The organism is Quadrisphaera sp. KR29 (assembly GCF_052644995.1).
On record NZ_JBQXXG010000021.1, the window covers coordinates 1 to 24,923 of the forward strand.

Sequence of the window (24,923 nt, forward strand, 5' to 3'; positions counted from 1 at the left end):
CGCCCGCCGCACCGCCCGCCGCACCGCCCGCCGCACCGTCCGCCGCACCGTCCGCGTCGGCAGCCCCGTCAGCAGCCACGTCAACAGCGACGTCAGCAGCGACGTCGGTGGAGCGGCACGACGCCTCCAGGTCGGCGGCGAGGTCTGCCCACAGCCCCTCCACCGCCCGCACCAGCTCCACCCCGGGCGTCAGCGCCGCCCACGCCAGCGCCGCCTGGTCGCGCACCCCGACCAGGCACGCCTCCGGCGGCAGCGCCGGCGTCCCCTCGGCCGATCCCTCAGCCGCTCCGTCAGCAGGTCGGGCGCCCTCGTCGTCGTCGTCCTCGAAGGGACCGTCGAGCAGGCGCACCTTGGGGTCGAGCTCGTACTCGGCGGGGTGCACCGACGCGGCCTGCCACCACAGGCGCGCAGCGAGGCGCTCCTCCAGCAGCGAGACCGACGTCGAACTCATGTCCACATTCCACCACCCACCACCGACAGCCCGGAGTGCACGAACCACCACACCCCCACCAGGCTGGACGGCGTGAAGCCGGTGACCAACGAGGCGATGCTCATCACCTACGCCGACAGCCTCGGCGGCGACCTGCGCCAGCTGCAGCAGCTGCTCGACGGTGAGCTGGCCGGCGCCTTCGGCGGGGTGCACGTGCTGCCGTTCTACCCGTCCTCGGGTGACCGCGGTTTCGCCGTCGTTCACTACGACACCGTCGACCCGCGCTTCGGCACCTGGGACGACGTCGAGCGCCTCGCCGAGCGCTACACCCTCATGGCCGACTTCATGATCAACCACGTCTCCATCCGGTCAGCGGAGTTCCAGGACTACCTCGCCCACGGCGACGCCTCGCCCTACCGCGGCATGTTCATCCGCTGGGACGAGTTCTGGCCCGACGGCGCCCCCACCCCCGATGACCTCGAAACGCTCTACAGCCGCCGCGAGGGCGGCCCCGTCCGCACCTTCACCCGCGCCGACGGCACCGAGGTGCAGCTGTGGAGCACCTTCTTCGCCGAGCAGGTCGACGTCGACCCGTTCCACCCCGCCACCCAGGAGTACTACCGGCGCACCCTCGGCCGCCTCGCCCAGCTGGTGCCGATCGTGAGGTTCGACGCCGTCGCCTACGCCTTCAAGCGGCCCGGCACCAGCTGCTTCTTCGTGGAGCCGGAGATCTGGCAGGTCTTCGAGATCGGCACGGAGCCCCTCCGAGCGCAGGGCACGCAGGTGCTCCCGGAGGTCCACGAGCGCTACGAGATCCAGCTGGCCATGGCCGAGCGCGGCCTGTGGGTCTACGACTTCGCGCTGCCGATGCTCACCCTGCACGCCCTCATGACCGGGCGCACCGACCGGCTCGCGCACTGGCTGCGGATCTGCCCGCGCACGCAGTTCACCACGCTGGACACGCACGACGGCATCGGCGTGGTCGACGTCGCCGGGCTGCTGTCCGAGGACGAGGTCGACCTCGTCAGCGAGCGCGTCAGCGCGGTGATCGCCGACAGCCGCCACCTCGTGCAGGGTCGCGAGCCGGTCGTCCGCCGCGACGGCCAGAAGGCTCGCCGCTACCAGCTCATGTGCACCTTCCACGACGCGCTGGGCGACGACGACGCCCACCTGCTCGCCCGCGTGCTCCAGCTCTTCGTGCCGGGGATCCCGCAGGTGTACTACGTGGGCGCGCTGTTCGGCGGCAACGACCTCGAGGCGCTCGCAGCTGTCGGCGACCCGCGCGCCATCAACCGCCACGACTACACCGCCGACGAGGTCCGCGAGCGCGTCGCCCACCCGCACGTGGCGCTGTTCCTCGACGTCCTGAGGTGGCGCAACCAGAGCCCGGTCTTCGACGGGGAGCCCACCGTCACCGAGACCGGCGAGCCCGGCGGGCTGGTGCTGCGCTGGACCAGCGGTGAGGAGGCCGCCGAGCTGCGCGCCGACCTGGTCGGCCTGACCTTCGAGGTGGTCGAGGAGCGCGACGGCGGCGAGCGGGTCACGGTGTTCCGCAGCCTCCGGCCGGCGCCCTGACCGCGCTGGGGCCAGGAGATCAGGACGACGACGGGCGCGCCGCCCCGGCGGCGCCCGTCAGTCCCCGGGATGACGGTGGTGCGGCCCACGGGTGATGACCGTGCGTCGACAGTCCGGCTGCGCGCTGATGCCGGCGGCGGTGGTGGCGCGGGAGCCTTCCACCATGAGCGACCCGGCCGCCGTCACGAGCCTGCCCAGTCCCCCGCGGGCTGCCGCCCGGCGAGGCGCTGGGCGGCGCGCTGCCCGCGCAGCTGACCGAGGCGCTGACCGGGGCGCTGACCGAGCAGGTCTGCGGCCGGTGCCGCTGCTCGGAGCGGCGGTGCTCGTCGGGCTCGCGTGGGGCGCGGCGACGTCAGGCCTGCAGACCGTGCTGCCGTGGCCCTTCGCCGGGCTGGCCAACGCGGTGGGCCCGTGGGTGGCACCCGCGTTCCTCGTCGGGGCGTGGAGCAGGCGCCCGTGGGCCGCGGTGTTGGCCGGGGTGCTCGTGTGCCTCGGGGAGGTCGGCGGGTACTACGCCACCTCGTCGCTGAGGGGCTTCGGCATCAACCCCTCCTGGGTGCTGCTGTGGGCGGCCACCGCGCTGCTCGGCGGACCGGTGCTCGGGGCGGCCGGCTGGTGGTGGCGGCGCGCCCGGTCGCTGCGCCTGGCTGCGCTCGGGGCAGCGCTGCTGGGCGGGGTCTTCCTCGCCGAAGGGGCTGTCACGTACGGGTACTACCTGGGCTACGTCGGCGACGCCGTCGTCTTCTGCGCGCTCGGGGCGCTGCTCGTCGCGGCGCTCGGCGCGACCGGCGCGGTGGCACGGACGGCAAGGTCGCGACGGCGGGGTGTAGGTGCCGCGGCGGCGTGGCTGCTGCTCGTGCTGCCGCTGGGGGTGGCCGGCGAGGTGCTGCTGCACAGCGTCCTGGTCTGAGGCACGGGCGGTCAGCCGAGGCCGTGCACCCACAGGTAGCAGACGCCGACGAGCGTTCCGAGCAGCCCAAGCCGCACCAGCGCGTACTCCGCCTTCGACTGCGGAGGACGACGACGGACGCGTCGCTGCTGCACGGCTCGTGCCGATGGAGCAGCCGTGCGCGTCGAGCGCAGCAGGAGTCGCCGGCCGGGAGGACGTCGTCGGGCCCACGGCCAGCTGCTGGGCCGGGTGGCCTTGGCGTCATCGGCATGAGCGGGCGGAGAACCACAACGCTCAGGTCTGCTGCAGCAGCCAGGAGCTGACCTGCTGCACGAAGGCGGCAGCGTCGGCGCGCGCCCGAGGCACAGCAGCGGCCACCAGCTCCAGGTCAGCCCGCACGGACTCGTGGACGAGCAGGTTCCGCATGCCGACCGCCTGCCGGAAGGACCAGGCCAGCTGCTCGTCCACCAGCCCGAGCGTCGACGCCGCGTCGAACGCACCGCGGTAGCTCGTCGGAGGGCTCGTCCCCCGGCTCGACACCACGTGGCTGCACACCGAGGCAGCGCGGTCGACCACCTGCATGAGCATCCGCTCGACCGCGCGTCGGAGCAGGCGGTCCTCCAGCAGCCGGCCGCCGCCGACGGCGCCCACGGCATCGAGGTCCTCGACGAGCTCGGCCATCAGCGCCAGCTTCGCCTGCACGCTGAGGGGGTCGAGGCGCGGCGGTGTCATCCGGCGGCCATCCGCTCCAGCGCAGCCTGCCGCAGCCACTCGGTGTCGAAGACCTCAGATGCTGCAGCCATCTGCGTGGTCCCCCAGCGCCCTGGGCCGTCCTGCCAGAGGGGCAGCGCGCCCGTCAGACCGTTGAAGCGGGCCTCCGGGCCGGCGTCGTCGAGGACCATGAGGTCGACGCGCTCGGTGCCGCTGAGGTCCATGAGCTCCTCGAGGACGGCCAGCTCCGCAGCGGCGGTGCGCTGCGCGAAGAGGACGGCGACGTCGAGGTCACGCGCGGTGCTGGCGTCGCGGACTGCACTGCCGAAGACGGTGACCAGGGCCAGGCCGTGCCGTCGGGCGATCTCGTCGAGGTGGCCGTCGTCAGCGGCTGCGACCAGCCGCATGAGCGCCTCTGCGATGCCCATTCCGTGACGGTAGCGCGGTGGAGCTGGTCGGCGGGTGGTCCGGCGGCGCGACGCTCGCCCCGTGCCGGTCATCGGCGACCGCGGTGGAGCCGCGCCACCTGGGCCTCGACGGCGTCCAGGTCGAAGGGCGCGCCGCCAGCCCTGTCGTCGTCGAGCCGGTCATCGTCGAGCCCGTCGTCGTCGAGATCGTCGTCGTCCCCGGCGGCCTCCACGCCGGCACGAGCCAGGTGTGCGCCGGTGCCGGCCAGGCAGGACGGGAACACCAGGGCCCGGCTGTCGTCCGCGGAGACCGTCCTGACCACGCGCAGGTGCAGCACCGGGTCCTCGACCACCGCACCGGCCGAGGTGCGCAGCGGCAGCTCCCATCGCTCCCCGAGGTGCTCCACCAGCGACCTCACGCTGACCCTCCACGCACTGACGACCGCGTTCGCCTCTTCGGGGTCCTCGAGGCACGCGACATCCCCGACGGCCAGCATCCACGGGTCGTCGGGGTCCGCTCCGGCGGCGGTCAGCAGACCGGCCTCACCGAGGCTCGACGGCAGGGGCACGCCGCTCCGAAGGCCGATCCGGCCTTCGTGGCGCAGGCCGAAGACCGTCATGACCAGGTCGGTCAGGACGCTCACGCGGCTGGAGCCGCTGATCCGGACCAGGCGCACTCGACGCTCGCCCGCCACGTCCACGCTGGCCTCCACTTCGTAGGTCGGGCCTGTGACGCGGGAGTCGGGATGGCGGGGCTCGGGAACCCGCGGCTCGTCCAGTGCGCCCGCGAGGGTCTCGAGCAGGGCCTTGGCATGACCGTGCGCCTCGAGCGACGCGCCGGCGTCGAGCACCCCGAGCCACCGCAGCCGGTCCAGTCCCCGGTGGACCTCGGGCAGGAGCAGGAGGCTGCCGAAGGGTCCGCCGCGCGCCTCGAGCTGGCTCGCCGTCCACGGCTGAGCGCTCGCCGCTGCCGCGACGACCTCCGCGAGGAGGGAGGACGTCTGCTCACCGTGGTAGCTGCGGCCCGGTAGCGAGCGCACGACGACCTCCGCCGCTGCCGCGAGGAGGAAGGCACGGAACCACGTCCGCGTGCGTGGGTCGTGGGAGGTCCACAGCGCAGCACCGGGACCGGGGTGCAGCCCGTCGTCGTCCTGGGAGAGGACGTGGCAGTGCAGGCAGGCGGTCTCGAGGAGCCGAGCACGGGCCTCGACGTCGCTTCTAGTCTCGTCCTGCTCACCTGCGGAGCCAGGAGGAGTGCCGGGTGGTGAGCTCTGCCGCGCCACCCGGGCCAGCAGCGCATCGACGTCGCGCACGGCAGCCAGACCGTCGACCCAGCTGGCGAAGCCGGGCTCGCTGAGGGCGCTGGACAGCGGCCTGCAGTACTCCCACTCGGGTCCCGTGAGGCCGTCGGGGATGACCGGTGCCGGCCCGGCCACGACAGGCTCGGCGGTTGCGGGCGTGAGGCTCGCGCGCCGACCCCCGCGTGGACGCGAGCGGCTCTTCGGTGCAGGACGACGGCGTGTGCGGCGCTTCGGCATGGCAGCACCGTGGCGCAAGGCCACGACCGCTCGGTGATCTTGTCCACAGGCTGTGTGCTGTGGGCGGACGACGTGGTCAGCGGGACGGCGGCGCCTCGCTCGCCCACCGCGCTCCGCACGCGCGGCACGCGCTGTCGACCCACGTCCTCGGCGAGCGCGGGCGCACGGAGCGGTCTCCGCGCACGACGTCGCGCCGGTCGGCCTCCGCAGCCCGGCCGGGGCGTGGAGAGCCGAGCACCAGCCGCACGCCCTCGCGCTCCCCGCAGCCGGGGCAGGTGAGCGGCGCCGCCATCACCTCACGGTAGCCCTGGGGCCGGGACCGGTCGCCGACGACGGCCAGCTGGCACCCGACGCCACACGAGTGCGAGCGTGACGCATCGGTGTGAGGCAACGGCCGCGGCGTTGTCCCGCGGTCGCCGCACCGGCGACGGTCGAGCGGTGTCCCTGACTGCCACCCCGGCCACTGCCCGTCACCTGCCTGCGGACGCCCTCGACCTCCGCCTGCGCCTGGGCGAGTGGCTCGACCGACCGGGCAAGAAGCGGGCGCGGGTCACGCCGCACCGGTGGGACCGGCTCCCGCTCCTGCGCGCGGCGCTCATCGACGCCGCTCGCCAGCGTCGGCGCCTCACCTACGAGGAGGCGTCCGCGGCATCTGACGGCATCGCCCGGCCGCAGGGCATGGGCGAGGTGCTCTTCCTCATCGGTGAGGACTGCCGCCGTCGGGGCGAGCCCGACCTCGCCGCGCTCGTCGTGGAAAAGGGGACGCGGGAGGTCGGCGCTGGGTTCTCCGGTGACGCGGTCCGCATCCGCGAGGCCTGTTACGCCCGGTGGTCGTGACGCTGACACCCCTCGGTTGGGCGATCTGAAAGCGACGGTCCGCGGCCTCTCCTCGGGTGATGGCCCCCGGCTCGGTCAGTCGTCCGTGACGATCGACGACGACCGGTGACATGCTCAGGACGTCGGTCAAGCCGATCCCGACGTCGTCCCTCTGACGTCGCCAGGCCCGTCCGCCACTCCCTGTGATGAGCTGTCACCGTGGACGTCGACGTCGAGCGGGATTTGAGGCAGCGGATCATGGCCTGGGTCGCCGACCGAGCTGCGCGCAACGGGGGCTGGATCTCCCGCTCAGACCTGCTCGGCCACACCTTGGAGGACGGCACGTCCCTGCCGCTCATCGACTTCTCGCGCGGCATCCGCAACCCGCAGTCGATGGTGGCGACCCTCGCCATCGTCAGCGCGACGGACGGCCCGTACGAGGACAGGGACACCGGTGACGGCCTGCTCCACTACGCCTACCGCCGCGGCTCGGGTGGCGACAACCGCAAGCTGCGCGAGGCCCACAAGCGCGGGCTACCGCTGATCCTCTTCCTCAAGCCGGAGAAGAACGTCTACATCCCGGTGCACCCGGTCTACGTCGTCGACGACGACGAAGCGGCGGCCAGCTTCACCATCGCCCTCGACGAGTCCTTCCTCTTCATGAGGGACGTCGCCCACCCCACCGAGGACCAGCGCCGCTACGCGGTCCGGCTGGCCAAGCAGCGCCTGCACCAGCCGTACTTCCGCGGACAGGTCATCCGCGCGTACGCCACGCGGTGCGCCATCTGCTCCCTGCGTCACGCCGAGCTGCTCGAAGCGGCGCACATCTACCCCGACAGCCACCACGAGGGACGGGCCGTGACGACCAACGGCCTCAGCCTCTGCACCATCCACCACCGCGCCTACGACGCCGACCTGCTCGGCATCTCCCCCGACCACCGGGTGGCGATCAACCAGGCGCTGCTCGACGAGGTGGACGGCCCGATGCTGCGCCACGGCCTGCAGGACATGCACGGCCGAACTATTGACCTGCCACGGCGCCCGCGAGACCGCCCTGACACAGACGGCCTCGCGTGGCGCTACGAGCGCTTCGTCTCGGCCGGCTGATGCGACGCATGCCCAATCGCGTGAGGTCGCTGCGGTCAACGGGCGCTTCGCACTGTGGGCAGTGTGTAGCAGCCAACTCGCCGCTCACCATTTTGTATAGCGATTGATGACGAGTGCCGCCGGTTCGCGCGCACCCATCACTACGCAGGATTTATGAACACGTGGAGGTCCATCATTTGCTTATGCACCACAGCTACGTCTACCAGCACTCAGATGGCTGATTTCATACGTGCCACTAGAGCGCTTTCAGCTCCGAGCAAGTGTCGTCGCGACTCTACGCACGCCATGCCTTGCCGGGCCTGCTCCTCGGTTGCCTCCTTGGAGGCTTCATGACGGGTGCAGGAGCGGCTCCGCGTTCACATGAACAATCGCCCAGTCGCCTCACGGCAATGAGCGCTTTGCGGCGTAGGGCAGACGCGGGCGCTCCCTTAGCGATGTCGAGAGTCGTGAGCAACGGTGGTTGCTTCAGCTCCTTCAGCATGGCGATCGCCCGATGAACTAACTGTCGATCATATCGGCACTGGGAACAGGACCCTGCCTGAGTGCTCAACTTCCCAGGTCTCCGATACGTTGGCGCCTCACTTGCATCAACAGTCGTGCGCCACTGGCTCGGCTTGCGGCCGCCGGTTCCTGCGCGGACATCGGCCGCGCTCACAGAACCCGAATTCAATCGAACCCGTCCCACCATTCCTCCCGCCGAGCCGAGCTACGTCGCGAGGCGACAAGACCAGTCACCTGAGACCGCTGTATTGATCATGCCGTTCGATCCTGTGATCAAGCAACACTTCTCTAGGGAGAGGTTGTGGACCACCGTGGACCTCAATCGTGGTCGGGGGCGCTCACGTGCTGGTGGTCTGCTGACCGGCGGGCTGCAGTTCGTGACGCTCAGGCCGCGAGCACCAGGTGGTGCGTCCGGCTCACCGCCGGCAGGTGCACCACCTCGCCGTCGCGCAGCAGCGCGTACGCGTCGACGTACGGGTCGGCGTCGCGCGGGTCCTCCGCGACCGCGTCGGCCGGGGCGTGCCTCGCGAAGCTCCGCGCCCGCCACGCCTCCGTCACCACGTCCGGCTGCCCCGCGGCGTCCATGAGCGCGGCCTCGACGATCGAGCGCCAGTGCAGCTCCAGCAGTCGCGGGTGCTCGAAGACCTCCATCGACACTACGTGCCCGCCGATCCCCACGATCACGCCGCGCTGCGCCGGCACCGGCCGGGTGCGCGCCGCCGCGGCGGCCACGTGCGCCTGCAGCTCGGCGTGGACCTCGGCGTAGGAGCCGGTCGCCGAGCGCACGAAGCGCTGCTGGACCCGCTCGACACTGGCCCACACCTCGCCCTGCCGCTCGTGGCCCTCGGTGCGCCGGGCGCGGCCGTCGGCCCCACGAGCCACGCCGTGCAGCGCACCACGCGTCGCTGCCAGCACCCGGCGGGTGCCCCCGCCGTGCGACGTGCCACCGCCCCAGCGGCCCTGCTCGACGCACGCCACCGGCACCACCCGGGTCTGTCCGGGCTCGACCAGCACGCTCATCGCGACGGCGCGGGTCTGCCAGCCGCCCTCGAGCACCGTGCCCTCGCACAGCAGCAGCGGGCGGTGCCGGGGGTTGGAGACCTGCAGCGCCTCGACCGTCGGTCCGCCCAGCAGCTCGTCCACCTCGGACACCACCCCGCCGGTGGTGACCACGCGGCGACGGGGGCGCAGCGGAGCCCCCGTCCACACGGGGAACAGCGACACCGGACCGACCTGAGCGGCCCAGCCGACGTGCAGCGCTGTCAGCGCCATGACGACCACCTCTTCACCTAGTAACCTCGTTGATGCGTTAACTCTAGCGGGCCGGTCGGACGATTGGCGCGCCAGCGCGTTAACCTCACCCGTGTGGACGCCGACACTCCTGCCGTGACCACCCACCGCGGGCCGCAGACCTACGTGACGCCGGCCCTGGCCGTCGACGTCGCCGCCCTGACCGTGCTGCCCAAGGAGGCGCCGGGTGGGCTGCGACGCCTCGGCGTCGTCGTCGTGAGGCCGGACGGCGAGGACGGCTGGCGCCTGCCCGGGGCCTTCGTGCACGCCCCCGCCCGCTGGGCCGACGCCGGGCGCAACGTCGGCCCGTCACCGGCGGACGAGGTCCCCCCGCTGCGTGCCGCCGTGAACCGGGCACTGCGCAAGGCGGGCCTGCGCGAGCGCCTGCCCGAACAGCTGCACGTCTTCGACGCGCCGGACCGCGACGACCGGGGGTGGGTGATCAGCGTCGCCCACCGCGACACGCTGCCGCGGCGCGAGATCCCAGGAGCCGGGGTGGAGGTCGGCCAGGGCCACGGCCACCAGGTGGCCGTGGCGGTGGTGAAAGGTGAGGACGACGACGTCAAAGCCTTCCTCGACGGCGTCCCGCTGCGCCTGCCGTACGACCACGCGCACGTGCTGGCGGTGGCCGTCGCAGACCTGCGCGCCCGCTACGCGGTCGAGCCCGACCCCGGCCACCTCCTCGGCGAGTACTTCTCGGTGCGAGAGCTGCGCCGCGTGCACGAGGCGGTCAAGGGCGAGGAGCTGCAGGCAGACACGTTCCGCCGGCACTTCGAGCACACCTTCACCATGACCGAGCAGTGGGCTCCTCGATCTGTGGGTCGCCCTGCCTACCTCGCACAGCGCCTCCCCCGCGAGAGGTGGGGCCGCCCGAGGGGTGACCGACCGCTGCGCACGGCCGCCGCACGGGCGGCCAAGCTCGACAGCCGCGACTGAGTCGCCCGACAGTCAGTCCTTCGGCGCACCGCGCCGGTCGAGGTCAGCGACGAGCGACCCCCACGGTGCTCCTGCGGCAGCCAGCCGCGAGCGCAGCCCTCGCAGCTCGGCGGCCAGCTCGCGCTGTTCGTCCGACGCGAGCAGCACGGCGAACCGGTCGTCGAGGAGCCAGGACTCGTCCGAGCTCGCCCGGGCGGCCAGGGCGTCGAGGAACAGCTCCACCGCGCGCGCCCGGTCCGGGACCTCGTCGCCCGGCATGGAGTGCCACGCGAGCTGGCCGTCCCAGAGCTGCCCCCGCAGGCTGCCGCCCTCGACGTCGAGCACCGTGCCGAACGCCCGCTCGACCCCGCGCTCCTCGTGGAAGCTGGCGACCTCGTGGACGAGCCGCAGCACGTTGTCGTCGGTCAGCGACGCGCCCACGACGAGCAGGTGCCGCGTCAGCAGCAGGGACTGCAGGACGGCCGCCGCGGGACGCGAGCCGGCGTCGTAGCGGACGAAGTCCCTGCGCGACAGCACGATCGAGCGCTCGTCCTCCACGTCGCCGTGCATCTTGAGCAGCCACGGCGCGCGGCCCACGTGGGTCGAGTGCGGGAGCACCGTGGTGAGCGCGTCCTTGCGCACCGCGTCGTGCGCCCGCTCGTAGCAGTCGTCGAAGTTGGTGGTCACCACCTCGGCGCAACCGAGCGAGGCCAGCAGGGAGTGGCCGATCGCATGGCGGTCGGTCCGGCAGGCCTCGATGACCAGGCGCTCGAAGTCCGGGACCTGCTTGCGCAGTAGCTCGGCCTGGTCGAGCGGCCCCAGCCGCTGGAACTCCTCGCGGGGGTAGTCGCGACCCTCGCTCAGGCCGGTGACCAGCTGGGTCCACGTCGGCAACCCGGCGGGGACGCTGACCCCGGCGCCGAGGAAGAGCGCGAGGCTCCCCTCCCGGGCCTTGCCGGCCAGGTCCTGCGCGAGCGCGAGCAGCGACTCGTCGAGCTGCCACCAATCGCCGCCGTCGCTGCGGCGGACGTGCTGCATCGCTGCGTAGACAGCGGGGTCGTTGGTGACCACGGCGACGTCGACTCCCCGCGCGCGGGCGACCTGTCGCGCGGTGCGCAGCAGCGCCAGGACCACCTCACCGCGCTGCTCGGTGAAGCCGCCGCGCCCGATGCCGACGAGGGGGATCGCGAGCAGCGGCCGAGAGCGCAGGACTCCCCCGTCGCGGCGCGCAGGCCGCAGCCCTTCCTCGGCCATCGCCTCGAGCACCTGGCGGACGCCGTCCACCAGCCAGGCGGTGTCGTGCTCGGGCAGGAAGGAGCCGACGTCGACGAACCACACGCGGTCCTGGGCGCTGCCGATGCGCGCCCCACCCTCGGCCCAGCCCTCCGGTCGGACGGGTGCGCCGCCGATGGCACCGCGCCAGTGCGCACCCACCGAGAACCGCCAGTCCGTCGGGATGGCGACGGCGTCGAAGGCGAGCGCGCCGAGGTCGCCGTGGACCACGAAGACGTGGCCGGGCCCCGTCCACGAGTTCTGCGCAGCTGTCACTCACCCAGCGTGACAGCCGTATCCCAGCACGGAGCCGTCCATCTGGGGGATGCAGTTAACGCGCAGATGCGGTTATCCGGTATGTTGGCGCACAGTTGAGTCAAGGAGGTGGGCCACGATGGCTCCCACGCAGCACCAGCGCCTCACCAGCGCGCAGACCGACCGCGCCACCGGCGTCCTGCTCGGCCAGGCCGTAGGCGACGCGCTCGGCGTGCCGTACGAGTTCGGCACTCCCCCGACCGGCGAGGCGCAGATGCTCGGCGGCGGGCTCGGGGGCTACGCCCCCGGGGAGTACAGCGACGACACGCAGATGGCGGTGGTCATCGCCCGGGTCGCGGCCACCGGCGCCGACCTCACCTCCGAGGCCGCCCTCGACGCGGTCGCCGACGGTTTCATCGCGTGAAAGCAGAGCGGCCCCGCGGACATCGGCGTGCAGACCTCGTCGGCGCTGACCGGTGTCGTGCCCGGCCCCGGCTCGGCCGCGAGGCTGCGAGAGCGGGCGCACGCCATCGTCGCCAGCGGCCGGCGCGCCGGCGGTAACGGCGCGCTGATGCGGACCGGCGTCGTCGGGATCTCCAGTCTGCACGACCGCGAGCGCACCGCCGCCGCTGCGCGAGCTGTGGCGGAGCTCACCCACGCCGACCCCGACGCGCTCGACTCCTGCGTGCTGTGGTCGGAGGCGGTGCGTGTGGCGGTGCTGAAGGGCCGGTTCGACGTCGAGGGCGGGCTCGACCTGCTGGCGCCCGAGCGCCGGGCTCTGTGGGCGGAGCGCCTGGCCGATGCCGAGCGGGGCGAGCGGGACAGGTCGGCGTCCAACGGATGGACCGTGGCCGCCCTCCAGGACGCGTGGACGGCGATCCGCCGCACCCCCGTGCCGGAGGAGTCAGCGACGACCTCGCCGTGCGAGCACCTGCAGGCGTCGCTGCACGCCGCCGTCAGGTCCGGCCACGACACCGACACCGTCGCCGCCATCGCCGGAGCCCTCCTGGGCGCCCGCTGGGGCGGATCCGCCGTGCCCGCCACCTGGCGGCGGCGCATCCACGGCATCGGCGAGGTCCGGTCCCGCGACCTGGTCCGCCTCGCCGTGCTCTCCGCCCGCGGCGGCCGCGCCGACAGCCTGGGCTGGCCGTCCGGCGCGCACGTCACCTACCCGTGGGCGGCCCTGGACGACGGCGTGCCGCACCCCGCCGACCCTGGCGTGGTGCTGGGGACCACGGGCTCGGCGCTCGGCCGCGCTGCGCGGTCCGGCGCGTTTGGGGCCGTCGTCTCGCTGTGCCGCCGCGGCGTCGAGGACGCCGTGCCCGGCGTCGGCGCGAGCGAGCAGGTGGACGTGTGGCTCATGGACTCCGAGGCGTCGGGGGACAACCCGAACCTGGCGTTCGTGCTGCGCGACACGGCCTCGGTGGTCGCCGAGCTGCGCGAGGAGGGCCACACGGTGCTGCTGCACTGCGTCGCGGCTCAGCAGCGGACGCCGACCGCAGCTGTCGCCTACGCCGCGCACCGCGGCGAGGACCCTCGGGCCGCCGCCGCTGCGGTGTTGGAAGCCCTGCCCAGCGCGCGCGGCCACGGCCTGCTGTGGGACGTCGCCCGGGGCAGCGCCTCGGCCTGACACCGACGTCGTCGCTGCTCAGAACGCACTGTCGGTGGTGCGCTCTATCGTCGCGGTGCTGGTTCGCCGAATGTGCGGAGGTGCGGTGCAGGTCGTCGCCCATGTCAGTCCTGAGGAGCTCAGGTCGCTCATGCCGCTGCTGCGCGACGAGCGGCTCCTCGACATCCGGATCGACGTCGACGCCGTGGGTGACGATCTCGAGCTCAGTCCCATCGCGCTGACCGCGCTGATCATCCAGCTCGGGCTGCCGCCCGGCGGCGCTCGGAGCACGCTGAGGGTGGCGGCTCCCCAGGGTCCGTCGCACGGGACGACGACGGACATCGACGTCATCCGTCACGAGCACGGTGTCGTGGTCGTCGCGGTCCGGCTCCCGCTCGACGAGACGTTCACGCAGATCTCGGCTCCGGAGGGCACATCGGGCTGGGTGCCCGCGCCGACCGATGACGGGTCGCCGCGCTTCGAGGACGCGGTGGAGCAGGAGATGGGTGCGCTCGCGGCAGCGGGCGGCATCCTCTGGTTCACGCTCGACACGCTCTGGGGCGGCTCACCGACGCTGCGTCGGATCACGCAGTCACCGCTCGCCCTCTGCTGCGACCACACCGCTCAGCTCTTCTGATCACGGAGGCCACCATGGTTGTCGAGGAGTACTCCGATGTCGAGGCGGCGATGGCAGCGCTGCCCGTCTCCGTCGAGCGACGGCCGGAGGTGCGGCGGCTCATCGCCGGCCTGGTCTACCGGCGCGTGTGGATCCCGGAGAGCCGCAAGTACGTCGCGCTGGCTGATGACGGTCCCGTCGTCGCCTATGTCAACCGCGGCTTCGTGGACGTCCGCGACGCAGCAGGCGGCCACAGCACGCACTTGCTCCCAGGTGCTGACGGCGATCACTCGCGTGCAGCAAGGAGCCGCAGCGGCACAGGCGCTCGGGTGGCTGGTCTGTGCTCGACGTGCTTCACGCAGCTGCCGCTCACTGGCGTCTGCGACGAGTGCGGCTGAGCGGCGAGGCGTCAAGGCAGCTCTCCACGAGCTAGGGCTGCCGATGCCGTCCGGCCCCGCCGCTCAGACGGGTACACCCCCGGCCGCCATGACAGCGTCCCGCAACCTGCCGAGGGTCTCAAGCATCCACCCCCTGACAGCCGGCCAGGAGTCTTCGTCGTCCAGAGTGGCTCCCGGCATCACGACCTCCACGCGACACGCCTTCCGGGACGGCAGCTCGTCGAAGTGCACGTCTGGCAGGGCCGCGCGGATGGCCTCCTCATGCTCCAGGAGGAGGCGGAAGCGTCGGAGGTTCTCCGTGGCGTCGCTGGAGCCGAAGTACAGCTCGACCTTGGCGCCGCCCTTGCCGAAGTTCACGCCCCACACGGCACCTCCCACGCCGGTGGCGAAGTTCCACCAGTTCTCAGCCGGTGGGGTGCCGGTCCTCAGTCCGAGTCCCCCCACGCCGCTGGCCAAGGACGTCCAGTACTCCCGGTACTTCTCCTGCTTGGACGTCGGCCCGACCGCATGCCCTTCGGCCTGGCTCTTGGCCGCTGCGACGTAGTCGTTGGGCCTCACCACGACCTCGAGCTGCGGCGCGACGAGCGTGGAGGAGCCTCCCTCGACGGCCACGATCGTCAGGCGTAGCCCGAAGAACCGGATCTCCGCAGACGTCGACCCGTTGAGCCAGTCGAGGGCAGCCCGGTGCTCGTCCCTGAAGTCCTCGGCGATCCAGATGATCGTCGTGGGCTCGGTACCACCGGCGTAGGTGAGCAGCTGCCCGAGGTGCCGGTGGTCCGTCATCCCGTACTGGTTCTCGACGATCACCCGGCGGTCGCTCTGCTCCACCTCGCTGCCGATGAGGTCGAGGGAGTAGGCGCCCACGGGGTGCTCTCGAGCCTCCAGCTGCACCTCCAAGCCGATGGCCTCGCTGAGGGCAGCGCTGTTGGCCAGCAACCAGGGGGTGAAGTGGCCGTACTCCGTCGGCCACACCTCGCGGATGGGCACTTCGACCAGCCGGCTGATCGTGACCCCTGCCTTCACGAAGCTCGGCTGGTCGTTCCCGGGCCCCGTCAGGGCGTCCTCGTCCACGTCGTCACGCTCCCACGTAGCAATGACGGCGTGCAGCCCTCATCAATCACGGTCACAGCAAGGAGACGCCCTCACAGTCCGAGGCGCTTGGCGACGTCGTCACCGCCGACCCAGCGGACGAAGTCGGGATCTCCGCACACCACGAGCTGCTCGCGAGCCCGCGACAGCCCGACGTAGAGCCGCTCCCGCGCTCGGTCGCGCGTGCCTTTCTCGTTGAGCGCCAGCACCACGGCGCGCCGCTCTAAGCCCTTGAATCCGAAGACGTGGCCGTAGAAGACCAGCGCGTCGTCCCAGAACGAGCGCCAGTAGGCGGCCGGCCCGTCCTCCCAGCGGGACACCTGCTCGGGGTGGCGGCTGCCGGTGGTGATGAGCGCGACGTCCTGGGGGCGCCAGCCGGCGTCGAGCAGGTCATCGACCGCGTCGTCGGCCTCACCCACGGCGTCGTCCGGTGAGCACGCGCGGAACTCGACCTGCGGGCCGTCGCCCCCGCGCAGCTGCATCCGCGAGCCGACGAGCGGGGAGAACGCCGTCGCGATCTGCTTGCTGTTCCGCAGGTTGTCGTCCAGAACGAGCGGCACCAGCCCCAGCTCAGGGCGTGAGTACCGAGGGAACAGCGTCTGCCCCTCGTCGGAGAAGACGTAGAGGCCTCCGGTGTCCGGGTCGGAGAGCGAGGCGACGAGCGGCTCCCACCACGCCGGCGCGAAGTCCTGCGCCTCGTCGACGACGATGGCGTCGAAGCGCTGCCCCGGTGGCAGCGCGTGCGCCAGTTCCGTCATACGAGCCGGAAGCTCGTGCTCCCAGTAGGCGGCGTCCTCGCGACCCTTGTGCGGCTGGCCCGACCACTTCGCGCCGAGGTCGTGGAAGACGCCGACGTACTGGGGCCGGTGCTTGTGGTTCTTCCACGCGCCGGTCGCGCGCTGGAGGTAGCTCGCCAGGCCCAGGGAGTAGCACAGCAGTGCCACCCGCTGGCCGTCCTGGCCGAGCCGTCGCGCTTGCTCCAGCGCCATGAACGTCGTGCCGCTGCCCGCTCCTCCACGGACCTCGAGACGCGGCAGAAGCCGAGCGGCTCGGAGAAGCGCCAACTGCGTGCTGGTGAGGACGTCGACCTGCGCCTCGTGCTCAAGCGCCTGAGCCACCACATCGCGTTGCGGGAGGTTGCGACCGGCCAGCTCCTCGGCGAGCAGGTCTAGGTCGGCTCGCTGCGCCTGCCGGTTCCCCGTGCCCTGCTGCGCGAGGAGGTCCTTGAGGAACGGCACCAGACCGTCGAGCTGGTTCCTGTCCGCGACGGCCCAGCGCGGGAGGTCCGGAGCCGAGAAGCCCGCGGCCAGCGACGTGGTGGGCAGCACGACGGCGTGGCCCCACTTGAAGCGCTGCTTCGAGGTGCCCCGCCACTCCGCAGAGCCTTCGATGAGCGCCCGCAGGGCGTACATGCCGTCTCGCGCTTGAGCCGCGGGGTGGATGACCTTCTCGCTGCCGGCCGCCCGCTGGTGCCAGTCGAAGCCGTCGTGCCAGACCTCACCGCCCTTGACCTCGAGCACCACGACGCCGTGACCAGCGAGCCCGACGACGACGTCGAGCTCGTGGTCCTTCTCGTGGGTGGTGACCCTCTGGTTGGCCACCAGGAGGTCTTCCTCGCCGAGCGTGTCGCGGAGCTTCTGCCAGACGATCTTCTCCGTGCTGGTGGCGAAGCTGGGGTCTTCGGGTAGGCACCGCGGCACCTGTTCACCGTGTCAGGTGGGCAGCGTGAGGGCCACCCCTCCCAAGCATGACATCGCGGCACCCGCCAATGGCAGGGCTGTCAATGACAGCCCTGCATAGATATCGTGCTCTCGGTTCACGAGCCGCAGCGACAAGCCTCGACTTGCTGCGCAGCAACCCCTCGTCAGGGTGCTTCGAGTGATGAACCGGCGCCGACCGGCCGGCAGGCGCAACGACCGCGGCACGAGCCGCAGAGCTGGAGCGCATGTCATGGTTCCTTGTCGCGGCGATGGCGATCTACCGACCGGATGCCGCTTGTTCCTGCCGGGACATCGCACACACCCCATCCAGGCGAGGCTGGGCCGGCAGGGCACGGACCGCTGGGTCGACGCCCTGGCTCACCTCGACACCGATGTGCACACCATCGCGCTCGACCTGTGGACGTCCGGCAGGCGGATGACGGTTTGGCACCACGCCGCGCTGGGGGGCTTGCTGTCAGACGGAGCGCCGGTACGTCTGCACCCGGACCTCAACCTCATGCGGTCCGGCGATCTGCTGCTCTGCGTCGCCCCTGTCGACCATTGACGAACGTCATCCAGCAGCGTCCAGCAACTGGGGCAGATCTGCCGTCGTGATGAGGCCGACCAGCGGCTCCCTCCGCTGTCCAGACTCCGTCACCAACAGCGCGACAGCGGGGCGGCCTCGCTGACCGCCGTGCTGCAGCCGAGTCGCGGCATCAGCAGCGGTGATGGTCACCGGCACGAACACCGCCGCATCGACCTGCTCGACGTGCGGAAGAAGGTCCCTGATGGGGACGTCTTCGACGAGACCGATGCCAGGTGGGGTCAGGTTGGCGCCCAACCACATAGCAATTCCGTCCGTGGTCAGCAGCCCTGAGTAACCGTCCTTGGCGTCGTACACGGGGAACTGCGAGTACTGGTGCGAGGCGGCGACCAGGAGGACTTCGGACAACAGGTCGTCTGGCGCGAACGTCGCTGGCCGCGCCAGGTCCAGCACGTCGCGAGCCTTGGCCGGGCGGAGCAGCCGCTCCCGAAGCCTCTCGATGGCTCTGACGACCTCGGGGACCGGCTCAGCGAGTGGACGGCCGTTGATGTACCTGCCGTGCACCAGAGCGTTGCGGAGACTGGCCAGGGTGGACAGTTCCCTGCTCTGCTGTTGAGTGAGAAGCTTTTCGTCCTGCCCCCATCGGATCAGCTCCGACAAGCGCTCACCGTGCCTGGCCGTCAGCTTTTCACGCAGGTGGTTCTCGACCTCGTTGAAGGCAGCCAGGAAACGAAAGGCCATCGTCATCCGTACAGCGCATCCCCACCGGCGAGGGCGTACACGGTGGCGTCGTCTCGCTTCGCGCGGTATCTGTGCGTGGTGAGAACCTTGACCAAGTCCGCCTCGGCAGCCCGTGGGATGACAAGGTAGTCACCGTTGAGAACCGTGTCCTCATGCTTCACCCCAGGGAGCTGGCGCAGGTCGTTGAGCACGTCCTGTGGCAGTGCGAGGGTGAGGCGAGACGGCATGGGTGGCCAATCCCCGTCCTCAACGCCTGGCAACTGACTCCAGCTGTACTCCGCAGCGTCGTCCACGTCGCCGTCATCGTCCTCGAGGTCGGACAGCCAGTCGTCTGCTGTCGCCGGCAAGAGGCCGTCGCCGACGTCCGTGTAGACCGCGCGCATCTCGCCGACCGTGGTCGCAGCCTGTGCTCGCTGCACCGCGCCGGCGAGCAGCTCTGCGTCTTCGGCGCCGATGACAGCCCACGTCTCATGGAACGCGTACCAGCCGTAGATGACGTCCTCGTCAGTCACGGTCCCCAGTGTGCCCGCTGCCCGGAGTCATTCGCTCGCGGGCCATCACAACGTGTGGGCCGACAGCGCGCCGGTCAGAGTGGCGAAGCGGGCTCAGCGGTCAATAGTTCTGATCACTCCACACGGCTGTGGGCGAAAGCACGACAGGACGAGCCGCTGCCGCCTTCGCGTGCTGGTGCTGGCGATCACGACACGAGGCGGCGGACATGACGTCCTCCGTCACCATCGAGGCCACGGTCGCTCCGGTGTGGAGATGCGCGAAGGCCGCAACGCCGCGCTTCCTTGCAACTGCGAGCCCAACAGCCACGAGGTCGCCGACGCCGGCGCCGAGCTGACCGTCGAGGTGCACGAGTCCCGAAGCGTCGTCAGCCGCTCTTGGCGCGCCTCATCGACCTCCGGGCAGGGCAGCGGACCAGGCTGGCGGGCCTACAACCGGCGTCGGCGGCAGCTGCGCCGATCCGAGCAGACGAAAACCGACCCGCCGTCGTGCTCTCCAGCGCCTCATCCGGCGACAAGCTCCAGGGCTGGCGGGAAGTCCGCGTCGAGCTCGCCGCTGGAGAGCACACATCACGGCACGGCTAATGCATTGGACACCCCAGTGGCCAAGGCATCCCGAAGCACTCGAGCGTCGCCAGCATGGATCATTGCTCACGGCGACGTCACGTGGTCGCCGGGACGGCCTGGTCCGGAGGCGCTCGTGACCGAGGGGAAGAGCGGCCTTGCGGTGGTGGATGCCGAAGGCGTCAGGGAACGGGGACGGTGACAGCCCACACAATGGGGGCAGTGCCCGCGGGCTGACTGATGCCGACGCGGGGAAGCTCGGACCGCTGGGAGACCACGCGCAATTTTTGTGCAACCATCCCCTTCGGCGCGGCGATGCAGCCGCCGCGACGTTGCGACCGCTGGGGGGCTGTGTCCATCGAGCACTGCGTCACCGTCTTGGTGGCCTCACAGGCACTCCCCGCCACGAGAAGGTCATCGCCGTCCGCGCACAAGCCGCCGCAGATGCGCATCTTCGAGCGCCGGCTGTCGAGGCGCACGGCGCTCACTGGACGGCTGCGGCACCGACAGCGCAAGTGCGCTGATCTGATCCCTGGTGACGCCGCACTCGCCAGTCCCGCGGATCGCGTGCAGCTTCTAGGCAGCTGACGTGTCGTACGAACAAGCACTAGCTGCCCTGCGCGCGGACATGGAGCGGCTGGCCGATGTACAGGGGCGCATGCCGACCCCTGGTCAAGTGCACGCCCTCTTGCGGCGTCACAACGTCGACACGGACCAGCTCGAGGCGATCCTGGCCGCCATGCCTGCCGCGACGAGGAGCGAGCGGAGGTCGCCACCCACCCAGATGGCGCGTGCAGCGCGAGCTGCCACGAAGCACCAACCAGCAGCCGATCCAGGAGATCACCCTCCCCTCGCCGTCGCTCCGCGTCAATCACCACCCTTCGAACCTCATCCCGATCTACCAGGCGAGACGCAGGAGGACGAGGACGAGGACTGGAACGACGCCGATCCCTTTGCAGTCACCGACTCAAGATCGCACCTAGCGAGCGCTACCGACGATCCCGTCGTCGAGCAGGTCGCGTCCGACCTGCAGGACGACTATCTGAGGGCCGGCGCGCTGACGATGGTCGATGTAACGACGTTGGCTCACCGTCGAGGGCTACGGGGGGACGCCATCGAGCACGTCCTGCTTGCACTGTCGGCAGCTGGAGTTGAGGTGACTCAAGAGCGGGTCCAGCACGCCGATGACGCGGTTGACGACCTCGACGGCGGACGGGTCCGCCGGCAAGTCGGAGCTGTCGAGCGGGACCAACTGCAGGCCTACTTCGCCTCAGTTGGCCGGATCCGGTTGCTGGACGCGGCGCAGGAGGTGCGACTGGGGCGCGCCGTTCAGGCTGGGCGTCGCGCGCTGGAATCCCAGAAGATGGACACACTCCCGCAAGCGCCGGCAGGCGAAGGGGGGTCATCGACGTTGACACTGATCGTCGAAGCGGGCAGACAGGCCCATCGAAAGCTGGTCAGTGCAAACCTTCGTCTCGTCATCAGCGTCGCCAAGCTGCCCCGGTACCAACACAGCGGCGTGGACTTCGCCGACCGCATACAGGATGGCAACCTCGGGCTCATACGGGCCGCCGACAAATTCGATCCTGAGCTCGGATACAAGTTCTCCACCTATGCCACGTGGTGGATCCGCCAAAGCATCGACCGCGGCATCGGGGATCGTGGCCGCGCGATCCGCCTTCCGATCCACATGCACGACCGCGTCAAGAAGATCCGAGCTGTGCAGGCTCGCCTTGAGCGTGATCTCGACCGCGCTGTCACCCTCAAGGACATCGCCGACGAGGTCGGGATGGACGTCGGAGCAATAGCCGCCGCGGTGACCTGGTCCGAACCAGTTATCAGCTACGACGTGCTGGTCGACGCCGACGACAGTGTTCGCCTCGTGGACCTCATCAGCCCGGGAGCCGCGCAGGACGCCATCGCGGATCCGGCTCTTGTCGTCATGGGATACCAGTGCAAGAGGGACCTGACAAGGATTCTCGACGTCGTGCTGACGCCGCGTGAAGTCGAGGTTCTAGAACATCGCTACGGCTTAGACGGAGCCGAAGCCGACACGTTGGACAACATCGGTGATCGCCTGGGCGTCACTCGCGAGCGGATTCGACAGGTGCAGAACAAGGCGTTGAAGCTGCTGCGTGAGGATGCGCGCATCGACGACCTGTACGAGTACCTCGTCGACTGCGCGCGCAGCGACACGCTGCGCACACCGCTGGGCGAGCGTGCGCCCTCTCCGCCCGGCGCGATCACGACTCGCAAACGACGCAGGGACAAGCCATGGACGTGAGCACCTCCACCGGCACGCAGTCGTTCACGGCTGCAGCGGAAGCCTTCACCGCGTGGCTCGACCGACAGGTCACCATCGCGGGCCGCGGCGACGGGACAGACCGGCTCGGCGTGGCGCCGGCCTCTACGTTCTGGCTGGGTCGACTGGCCACCGAAGAGGAGGTGATGAGCAGCGACCTCGGCCAGCGCGCGGAGCGCCTCGAACCGTGTGCGATCGGGATCCGCCTTCGACCAGAAGAGCCGGGACCATGGGCCTTCACCGTTCGGGTCCAGGCTCGAGCATGGGTGCTCGAGGACAAGAACACCTGCCCCGACCCAGACCGGCCGTGGCGAGGTCTACCGGCAGTCGACGTGCCGGTCAGCGTCGCTGTCGACGCCGACCGGCCTTGCGCCGGCGCAGGTGCCGGCGCGCTGGAGCTCCAGCAAGCCTTCGCCGACGTCGGAGCCGCCGGTCTGGGCGCGGAAATCCGCGTCGAGCTCGAGAGCTGGGAGGGCGAACCGGAACTGGTGATCCAGCTCATCAACACCAGTCCCGCCAAGCACTCCCAGCTGCAGGACACCCACCTGTACGAGACAGTCCTCGAGGTCACCGGCCTAGCTACACGTCCTTTCCGCCTTGATGCCCTCCCGGACAGCTTCCGCTTCGACCGCAACGTGCCTGCCTACGGCATCAACGTCGGTGTCGACCAGCTGCCGGGGGCTTCGGGCTTTCGGACCACAGACACCGTCGGTGTCACCACCCGCCGTCCGGAGTACTGGAACAGTGAGCGCCCGGTCCCCGACTTGACGTTCGCTGCTCTCGCACGTGACCCGCTACCTCCTTTGCAGGCTCTCGTGGAGGCACTGGCCGAGTACCACCGACAGCAGTGGGAACCGCTGCTCGGCGCTCACCCGGAGTGGGATGAACCCATGCGCAGGGAAGCGGAGGCGGAAAGCCGTGCCGCTGGTGACGAGGTCGATCGGCTCCGCAAGGGTCTGCGGCTGCTGCAGTCCGATGCAGAGGTGCGACGCGCTTTCCAGTTGATGAACGAGGCCATCAACCACAGCGCGGGAGGCAGGTATGACAGCTGGCGCCCGTTCCAGGTCGGCTTCCTCCTCGGTGCGCTGAACTTCCTCGTCGATCCAGCTGAAGCATCAGTGGTGGACACCGTCTGGTTCGCCACCGGAGGGGGCAAGACCGAGACCTACCTCGGCCTCCTCGTCACCGCCGCGTTGCACGACCGCATGACAGGCAAGACCAGCGGTGTGACTGCCTGGTCTCGGTTCCCGCTGCGTCTGCTGTCCCTGCAACAGACCCAACGCTTCGCCGACGCACTCGCGGGCGCGGAACTGGTACGCCGACGCGAACGCCTCAAGGGCGCCCCGATCAGCCTCGGGTTCTTCGTCGGCTCCGGAGGCACCCCCAACAAGATCGTCAAGACCGCCACACCAGAGGGCCGTGACCCTGACCCGGACAGCCCTGGGATGCCGGATCGCTACCAAGTGCTGCTGCGCTGCCCTTTCTGCCGTAGCGCCGACGTCCGCATGCACTTCGACCGACGGTGGTGGCGGCTGACCCACCAGTGCCATGGGAACGACTGCCCGTGGCCCGAGGCCGCCCTACCGGTCTACGTCGTCGACTCAGAGGTCTACCGGTACCTGCCGACGGTGGTCCTGGGCACCCTGGACAAGGCCGCCAGCGTGGGGATGCAAGCAGCGATGCGAGGGCTGGTCGGCCCGCCCGTCGGATTGTGCAGCGAGGGTGGCCACGGCTACACCTACACCCCCCGGAAAGCGACGCCGAGTGGTTGCCTGGTCCCCGATTGCACAGCGACTGCCCGACCTCTGCCCATGCCAAGCGCTCGTTACGCACCGACTCTGCGCCTGCAGGACGAACTGCACCTGCTGCGCGACAGCCTCGGCGCTGTCGACAGCCACTACGAGAGCCTCTTGGACCACCTGCAGAGCGCACTGGGCGGCCCTCCCGCCAAGATCATCGCCAGCAGCGCCACCCTCAGCGGGCACGACCACCAGGTGGACGTCCTCTACCAGCGAGACGGGCGAGTCTTTCCCCAGCAGGGTCCGACGGCAGGGGAGTCCTTCTGGACCCGTCCCGGCTCCCCACCCCTCCGACACTTCGTCGCCGTCGCACCCCGTGGCGTGACGCTCGACCATGTCAGCGACCGCAGCCTCGACGTGCTGCAGCTTGCCGTTCGTCGCCTTGCGGAAGACCCGGCTACCGTCTGCGCCGAAGCGAACGTCGACCTCGTCCATGCAGAGAAGCTGCTGTCCTACTACGGCACCGATGTGGTCTACGGCAGCACCCTCTACGACGTCGAGGCTGCTACCCGCAGTCTGACCAGCAACACCAGCAGCAAGGGCATCGAAGCGGTACAGCTCACAGGGCAGACCGACTTCGAGGACGTGCGAGCCATCCTGCAAAGACTCGAACGACCCGAGATCGACTTCTCCGAGCGGATCCATGTGGTCGCAGCGAGCAGCATGCTGAGTCACGGCGTCGACGTCGCCCGCCTCAACGTCATGGTGATGTTGGGCCTCCCGCTCTCGACCGCCGAGTTCATCCAGACCACCGCTCGCGTGGGGCGCACGTTTCCTGGCCTGGTATACGTCCTGCACAAGATCGGACGCGAGCGCGACGCCGCGACCTTCCGGCACTTCGCCCAGTACATCACCCATGGCGACCGCTTCGTCGAGGCGATTCCGATCACACGTCGGAGCCGCCGCGTACTACGCCTGACGATGCCAGGCATCGTCGAGGCTCGACGCCTGGCCGTGATGGAACCCGCGTCAGGAGGGCGATTGACCACCATCAGCGCCCTTCGCAAGCACATGCACGACGCAGGCCTAGGGGCAGCCGACCAGGCCCGGGCCATCGCCGCGATCCTCGGCTTCGATGGTCCTGTCGACGATCTGCTGCGTGAGGAGATCCGCAAGTGGCTGGGAGTCTGGTTCGCCAACCTCGACGATCCCGCCAGCACCCGCACGTGGCCCAACCAGCTGGGCGCCTCCCAGCCCATGACCAGTCTGCGCGATGTCGAGGCCAGCGTTCCCATCCACGACTGACCCTGATGCCCAGTCCAGCCGGCATCACCAGCGCAAGACCGTCCATCGCCGCCAGGACATCGACACCCACCGGTCCTCCCTTCCGGGGGACTAGTTAGGAG

20 protein-coding genes, 2 pseudogenes and 1 riboswitch are annotated in these 24,923 nt (G+C 70.5%); of the genes and pseudogenes, 11 read left to right on the plus strand and 11 right to left on the minus strand.

Annotated elements, in window-relative coordinates:
• Window positions 1-451 (minus strand): annotated as a pseudogene (locus ACUN9U_RS15885) (hypothetical protein); the annotation flags it as partial.
• 72 nt (window positions 452-523) lie between these two features.
• Between ACUN9U_RS15885 and gtfA the strand changes: the two are divergent.
• Together gtfA and ACUN9U_RS15895 are read left to right on the plus strand one after the other, a co-directional pair.
• Window positions 524-2,005 (plus strand): sucrose phosphorylase, encoded by a 1,482-nt coding sequence (gtfA, locus tag ACUN9U_RS15890; protein WP_445485991.1) that lies wholly within the window; start codon window positions 524-526, stop codon window positions 2,003-2,005.
• Between the two features lie 298 nt (window positions 2,006-2,303).
• Complete coding sequence (locus ACUN9U_RS15895) at window positions 2,304-2,915, plus strand: DUF6518 family protein (protein WP_445485992.1); 612 nt, start codon at window positions 2,304-2,306, stop codon at window positions 2,913-2,915.
• Between the two features lie 273 nt (window positions 2,916-3,188).
• Here the strand turns inward: ACUN9U_RS15895 and hepT are convergent, their stop codons facing one another.
• The 4 genes from hepT to ACUN9U_RS15915 all read right to left on the minus strand — a co-directional run bounded on the left by hepT (window position 3,189) and on the right by ACUN9U_RS15915 (window position 5,842).
• Window positions 3,189-3,626 (minus strand): type VII toxin-antitoxin system HepT family RNase toxin, encoded by a 438-nt coding sequence (gene hepT, locus ACUN9U_RS15900; protein ID WP_445485993.1) that lies wholly within the window; start codon window positions 3,624-3,626, stop codon window positions 3,189-3,191.
• Window positions 3,623-4,033: a nucleotidyltransferase family protein gene (locus tag ACUN9U_RS15905; RefSeq protein WP_445485994.1), complete on the minus strand. Its 411-nt coding sequence runs from the start codon at window positions 4,031-4,033 to the stop codon at window positions 3,623-3,625. Before ACUN9U_RS15905 ends, hepT begins: the two co-directional genes overlap by 4 nt.
• Before the next feature lie 68 nt (window positions 4,034-4,101).
• The gene (locus ACUN9U_RS15910; protein WP_445485995.1) at window positions 4,102-5,448 is read right to left on the minus strand and encodes a hypothetical protein; all 1,347 of its coding nucleotides are present in this window, start codon (window positions 5,446-5,448) and stop codon (window positions 4,102-4,104) included.
• Window positions 5,449-5,626: 178 nt separating this feature from the next.
• Window positions 5,627-5,842 carry a hypothetical protein gene (locus ACUN9U_RS15915; protein ID WP_445485996.1) on the minus strand — a complete coding sequence of 72 codons (216 nt, stop codon included), beginning with the start codon at window positions 5,840-5,842 and terminating at the stop codon, window positions 5,627-5,629.
• Window positions 5,843-5,988: 146 nt separating this feature from the next.
• On the opposite strand from ACUN9U_RS15915, the gene ACUN9U_RS15920 reads away from it, so the two are divergent.
• Both ACUN9U_RS15920 and ACUN9U_RS15925 read left to right on the plus strand, forming a co-directional pair.
• Window positions 5,989-6,387, plus strand: a complete 399-nt coding sequence (locus ACUN9U_RS15920) for a hypothetical protein (RefSeq protein ID WP_445485997.1) — start codon at window positions 5,989-5,991, stop codon at window positions 6,385-6,387.
• 198 nt (window positions 6,388-6,585) lie between these two features.
• Window positions 6,586-7,473: an HNH endonuclease gene (locus ACUN9U_RS15925; protein WP_445485998.1), complete on the plus strand. Its 888-nt coding sequence runs from the start codon at window positions 6,586-6,588 to the stop codon at window positions 7,471-7,473.
• Between the two features lie 885 nt (window positions 7,474-8,358).
• Here ACUN9U_RS15925 and ACUN9U_RS15930 read toward each other — a convergent pair.
• Entirely contained in the window at window positions 8,359-9,246 is an 888-nt protein-coding gene (locus ACUN9U_RS15930; protein ID WP_445485999.1) for an ARPP-1 family domain-containing protein, read from the minus strand.
• A gap of 114 nt (window positions 9,247-9,360) precedes the next feature.
• Between ACUN9U_RS15930 and ACUN9U_RS15935 the strand changes: the two genes are divergently transcribed.
• Window positions 9,361-10,200, plus strand: a complete 840-nt coding sequence (locus ACUN9U_RS15935; RefSeq protein WP_445486000.1) for an NrtR DNA-binding winged helix domain-containing protein — start codon at window positions 9,361-9,363, stop codon at window positions 10,198-10,200.
• A gap of 12 nt (window positions 10,201-10,212) precedes the next feature.
• On the opposite strand, the gene ACUN9U_RS15940 is transcribed toward ACUN9U_RS15935, so the two are convergent.
• On the minus strand, window positions 10,213-11,727 hold the full coding sequence (locus tag ACUN9U_RS15940) for an SIR2 family protein (protein ID WP_445486001.1): 1,515 nt from the start codon (window positions 11,725-11,727) through the stop codon (window positions 10,213-10,215).
• A gap of 118 nt (window positions 11,728-11,845) precedes the next feature.
• Here ACUN9U_RS15940 and ACUN9U_RS15945 point away from each other — a divergent pair.
• From ACUN9U_RS15945 to ACUN9U_RS15955, 3 genes and pseudogenes are all read left to right on the plus strand, one after another.
• Window positions 11,846-13,336, plus strand: a pseudogene (locus tag ACUN9U_RS15945) (ADP-ribosylglycohydrolase family protein).
• Between the two features lie 85 nt (window positions 13,337-13,421).
• Window positions 13,422-13,952: a hypothetical protein gene (locus tag ACUN9U_RS15950; RefSeq protein ID WP_445486002.1), complete on the plus strand. Its 531-nt coding sequence runs from the start codon at window positions 13,422-13,424 to the stop codon at window positions 13,950-13,952.
• A 14-nt stretch (window positions 13,953-13,966) separates the two neighbouring features.
• Window positions 13,967-14,329: a hypothetical protein gene (locus ACUN9U_RS15955; RefSeq protein WP_445486003.1), complete on the plus strand. Its 363-nt coding sequence runs from the start codon at window positions 13,967-13,969 to the stop codon at window positions 14,327-14,329.
• Window positions 14,330-14,392: 63 nt separating this feature from the next.
• Here ACUN9U_RS15955 and ACUN9U_RS15960 read toward each other — a convergent pair whose 3' ends face one another.
• Window positions 14,393-15,400 carry a DUF4268 domain-containing protein gene (locus ACUN9U_RS15960; protein ID WP_445486005.1) on the minus strand — a complete coding sequence of 336 codons (1,008 nt, stop codon included), beginning with the start codon at window positions 15,398-15,400 and terminating at the stop codon, window positions 14,393-14,395.
• Window positions 15,401-15,471: 71 nt separating this feature from the next.
• On the minus strand, window positions 15,472-17,118 hold the full coding sequence (locus ACUN9U_RS15965) for an ATP-binding domain-containing protein (RefSeq protein WP_445486007.1): 1,647 nt from the start codon (window positions 17,116-17,118) through the stop codon (window positions 15,472-15,474).
• A gap of 114 nt (window positions 17,119-17,232) precedes the next feature.
• Window positions 17,233-17,340, plus strand: a riboswitch (SAM riboswitch).
• Window positions 17,341-17,413: 73 nt separating this feature from the next.
• Here ACUN9U_RS15965 and ACUN9U_RS15970 point away from each other — a divergent pair.
• Window positions 17,414-17,683 (plus strand): hypothetical protein, encoded by a 270-nt coding sequence (locus ACUN9U_RS15970; protein WP_445486008.1) that lies wholly within the window; start codon window positions 17,414-17,416, stop codon window positions 17,681-17,683.
• Between the two features lie 6 nt (window positions 17,684-17,689).
• On the opposite strand, the gene ACUN9U_RS15975 is transcribed toward ACUN9U_RS15970, so the two are convergent.
• Both ACUN9U_RS15975 and ACUN9U_RS15980 read right to left on the minus strand, forming a co-directional pair.
• Window positions 17,690-18,409: a CBS domain-containing protein gene (locus ACUN9U_RS15975; protein WP_445486009.1), complete on the minus strand. Its 720-nt coding sequence runs from the start codon at window positions 18,407-18,409 to the stop codon at window positions 17,690-17,692.
• Window positions 18,406-18,915, minus strand: coding sequence for a hypothetical protein (locus tag ACUN9U_RS15980; RefSeq protein ID WP_445486010.1), 510 nt, complete (start codon window positions 18,913-18,915; stop codon window positions 18,406-18,408). Before ACUN9U_RS15980 ends, ACUN9U_RS15975 begins: the two co-directional genes overlap by 4 nt.
• A 1,150-nt stretch (window positions 18,916-20,065) precedes the next feature.
• On the opposite strand from ACUN9U_RS15980, the gene ACUN9U_RS15985 reads away from it, so the two are divergent.
• Both ACUN9U_RS15985 and ACUN9U_RS15990 read left to right on the plus strand, forming a co-directional pair.
• On the plus strand, window positions 20,066-21,760 hold the full coding sequence (locus ACUN9U_RS15985) for a sigma-70 family RNA polymerase sigma factor (RefSeq protein ID WP_445486011.1): 1,695 nt from the start codon (window positions 20,066-20,068) through the stop codon (window positions 21,758-21,760).
• Window positions 21,751-24,822, plus strand: a complete 3,072-nt coding sequence (locus tag ACUN9U_RS15990) for a helicase-related protein (RefSeq protein WP_445486012.1) — start codon at window positions 21,751-21,753, stop codon at window positions 24,820-24,822. Before ACUN9U_RS15985 ends, ACUN9U_RS15990 begins: the two co-directional genes overlap by 10 nt.
• Window positions 24,823-24,923: the final 101 nt, after the last annotated feature.

Coding starts and splice junctions, on each gene's coding strand:
- ACUN9U_RS15975 (WP_445486009.1), bottom strand. CDS start 18,409: ATGACGATGGCCTTTCGTTTCCTGGCTGCCTTCAACGAGGTCGAGAAC.
- ACUN9U_RS15905 (WP_445485994.1), bottom strand. CDS start 4,033: ATGGGCATCGCAGAGGCGCTCATGCGGCTGGTCGCAGCCGCTGACGAC.
- ACUN9U_RS15955 (WP_445486003.1), top strand. CDS start 13,967: ATGGTTGTCGAGGAGTACTCCGATGTCGAGGCGGCGATGGCAGCGCTG.
- ACUN9U_RS15930 (WP_445485999.1), bottom strand. CDS start 9,246: ATGGCGCTGACAGCGCTGCACGTCGGCTGGGCCGCTCAGGTCGGTCCG.
- ACUN9U_RS15990 (WP_445486012.1), top strand. CDS start 21,751: ATGGACGTGAGCACCTCCACCGGCACGCAGTCGTTCACGGCTGCAGCG.
- ACUN9U_RS15915 (WP_445485996.1), bottom strand. CDS start 5,842: ATGGCGGCGCCGCTCACCTGCCCCGGCTGCGGGGAGCGCGAGGGCGTG.
- hepT (WP_445485993.1), bottom strand. CDS start 3,626: ATGACACCGCCGCGCCTCGACCCCCTCAGCGTGCAGGCGAAGCTGGCG.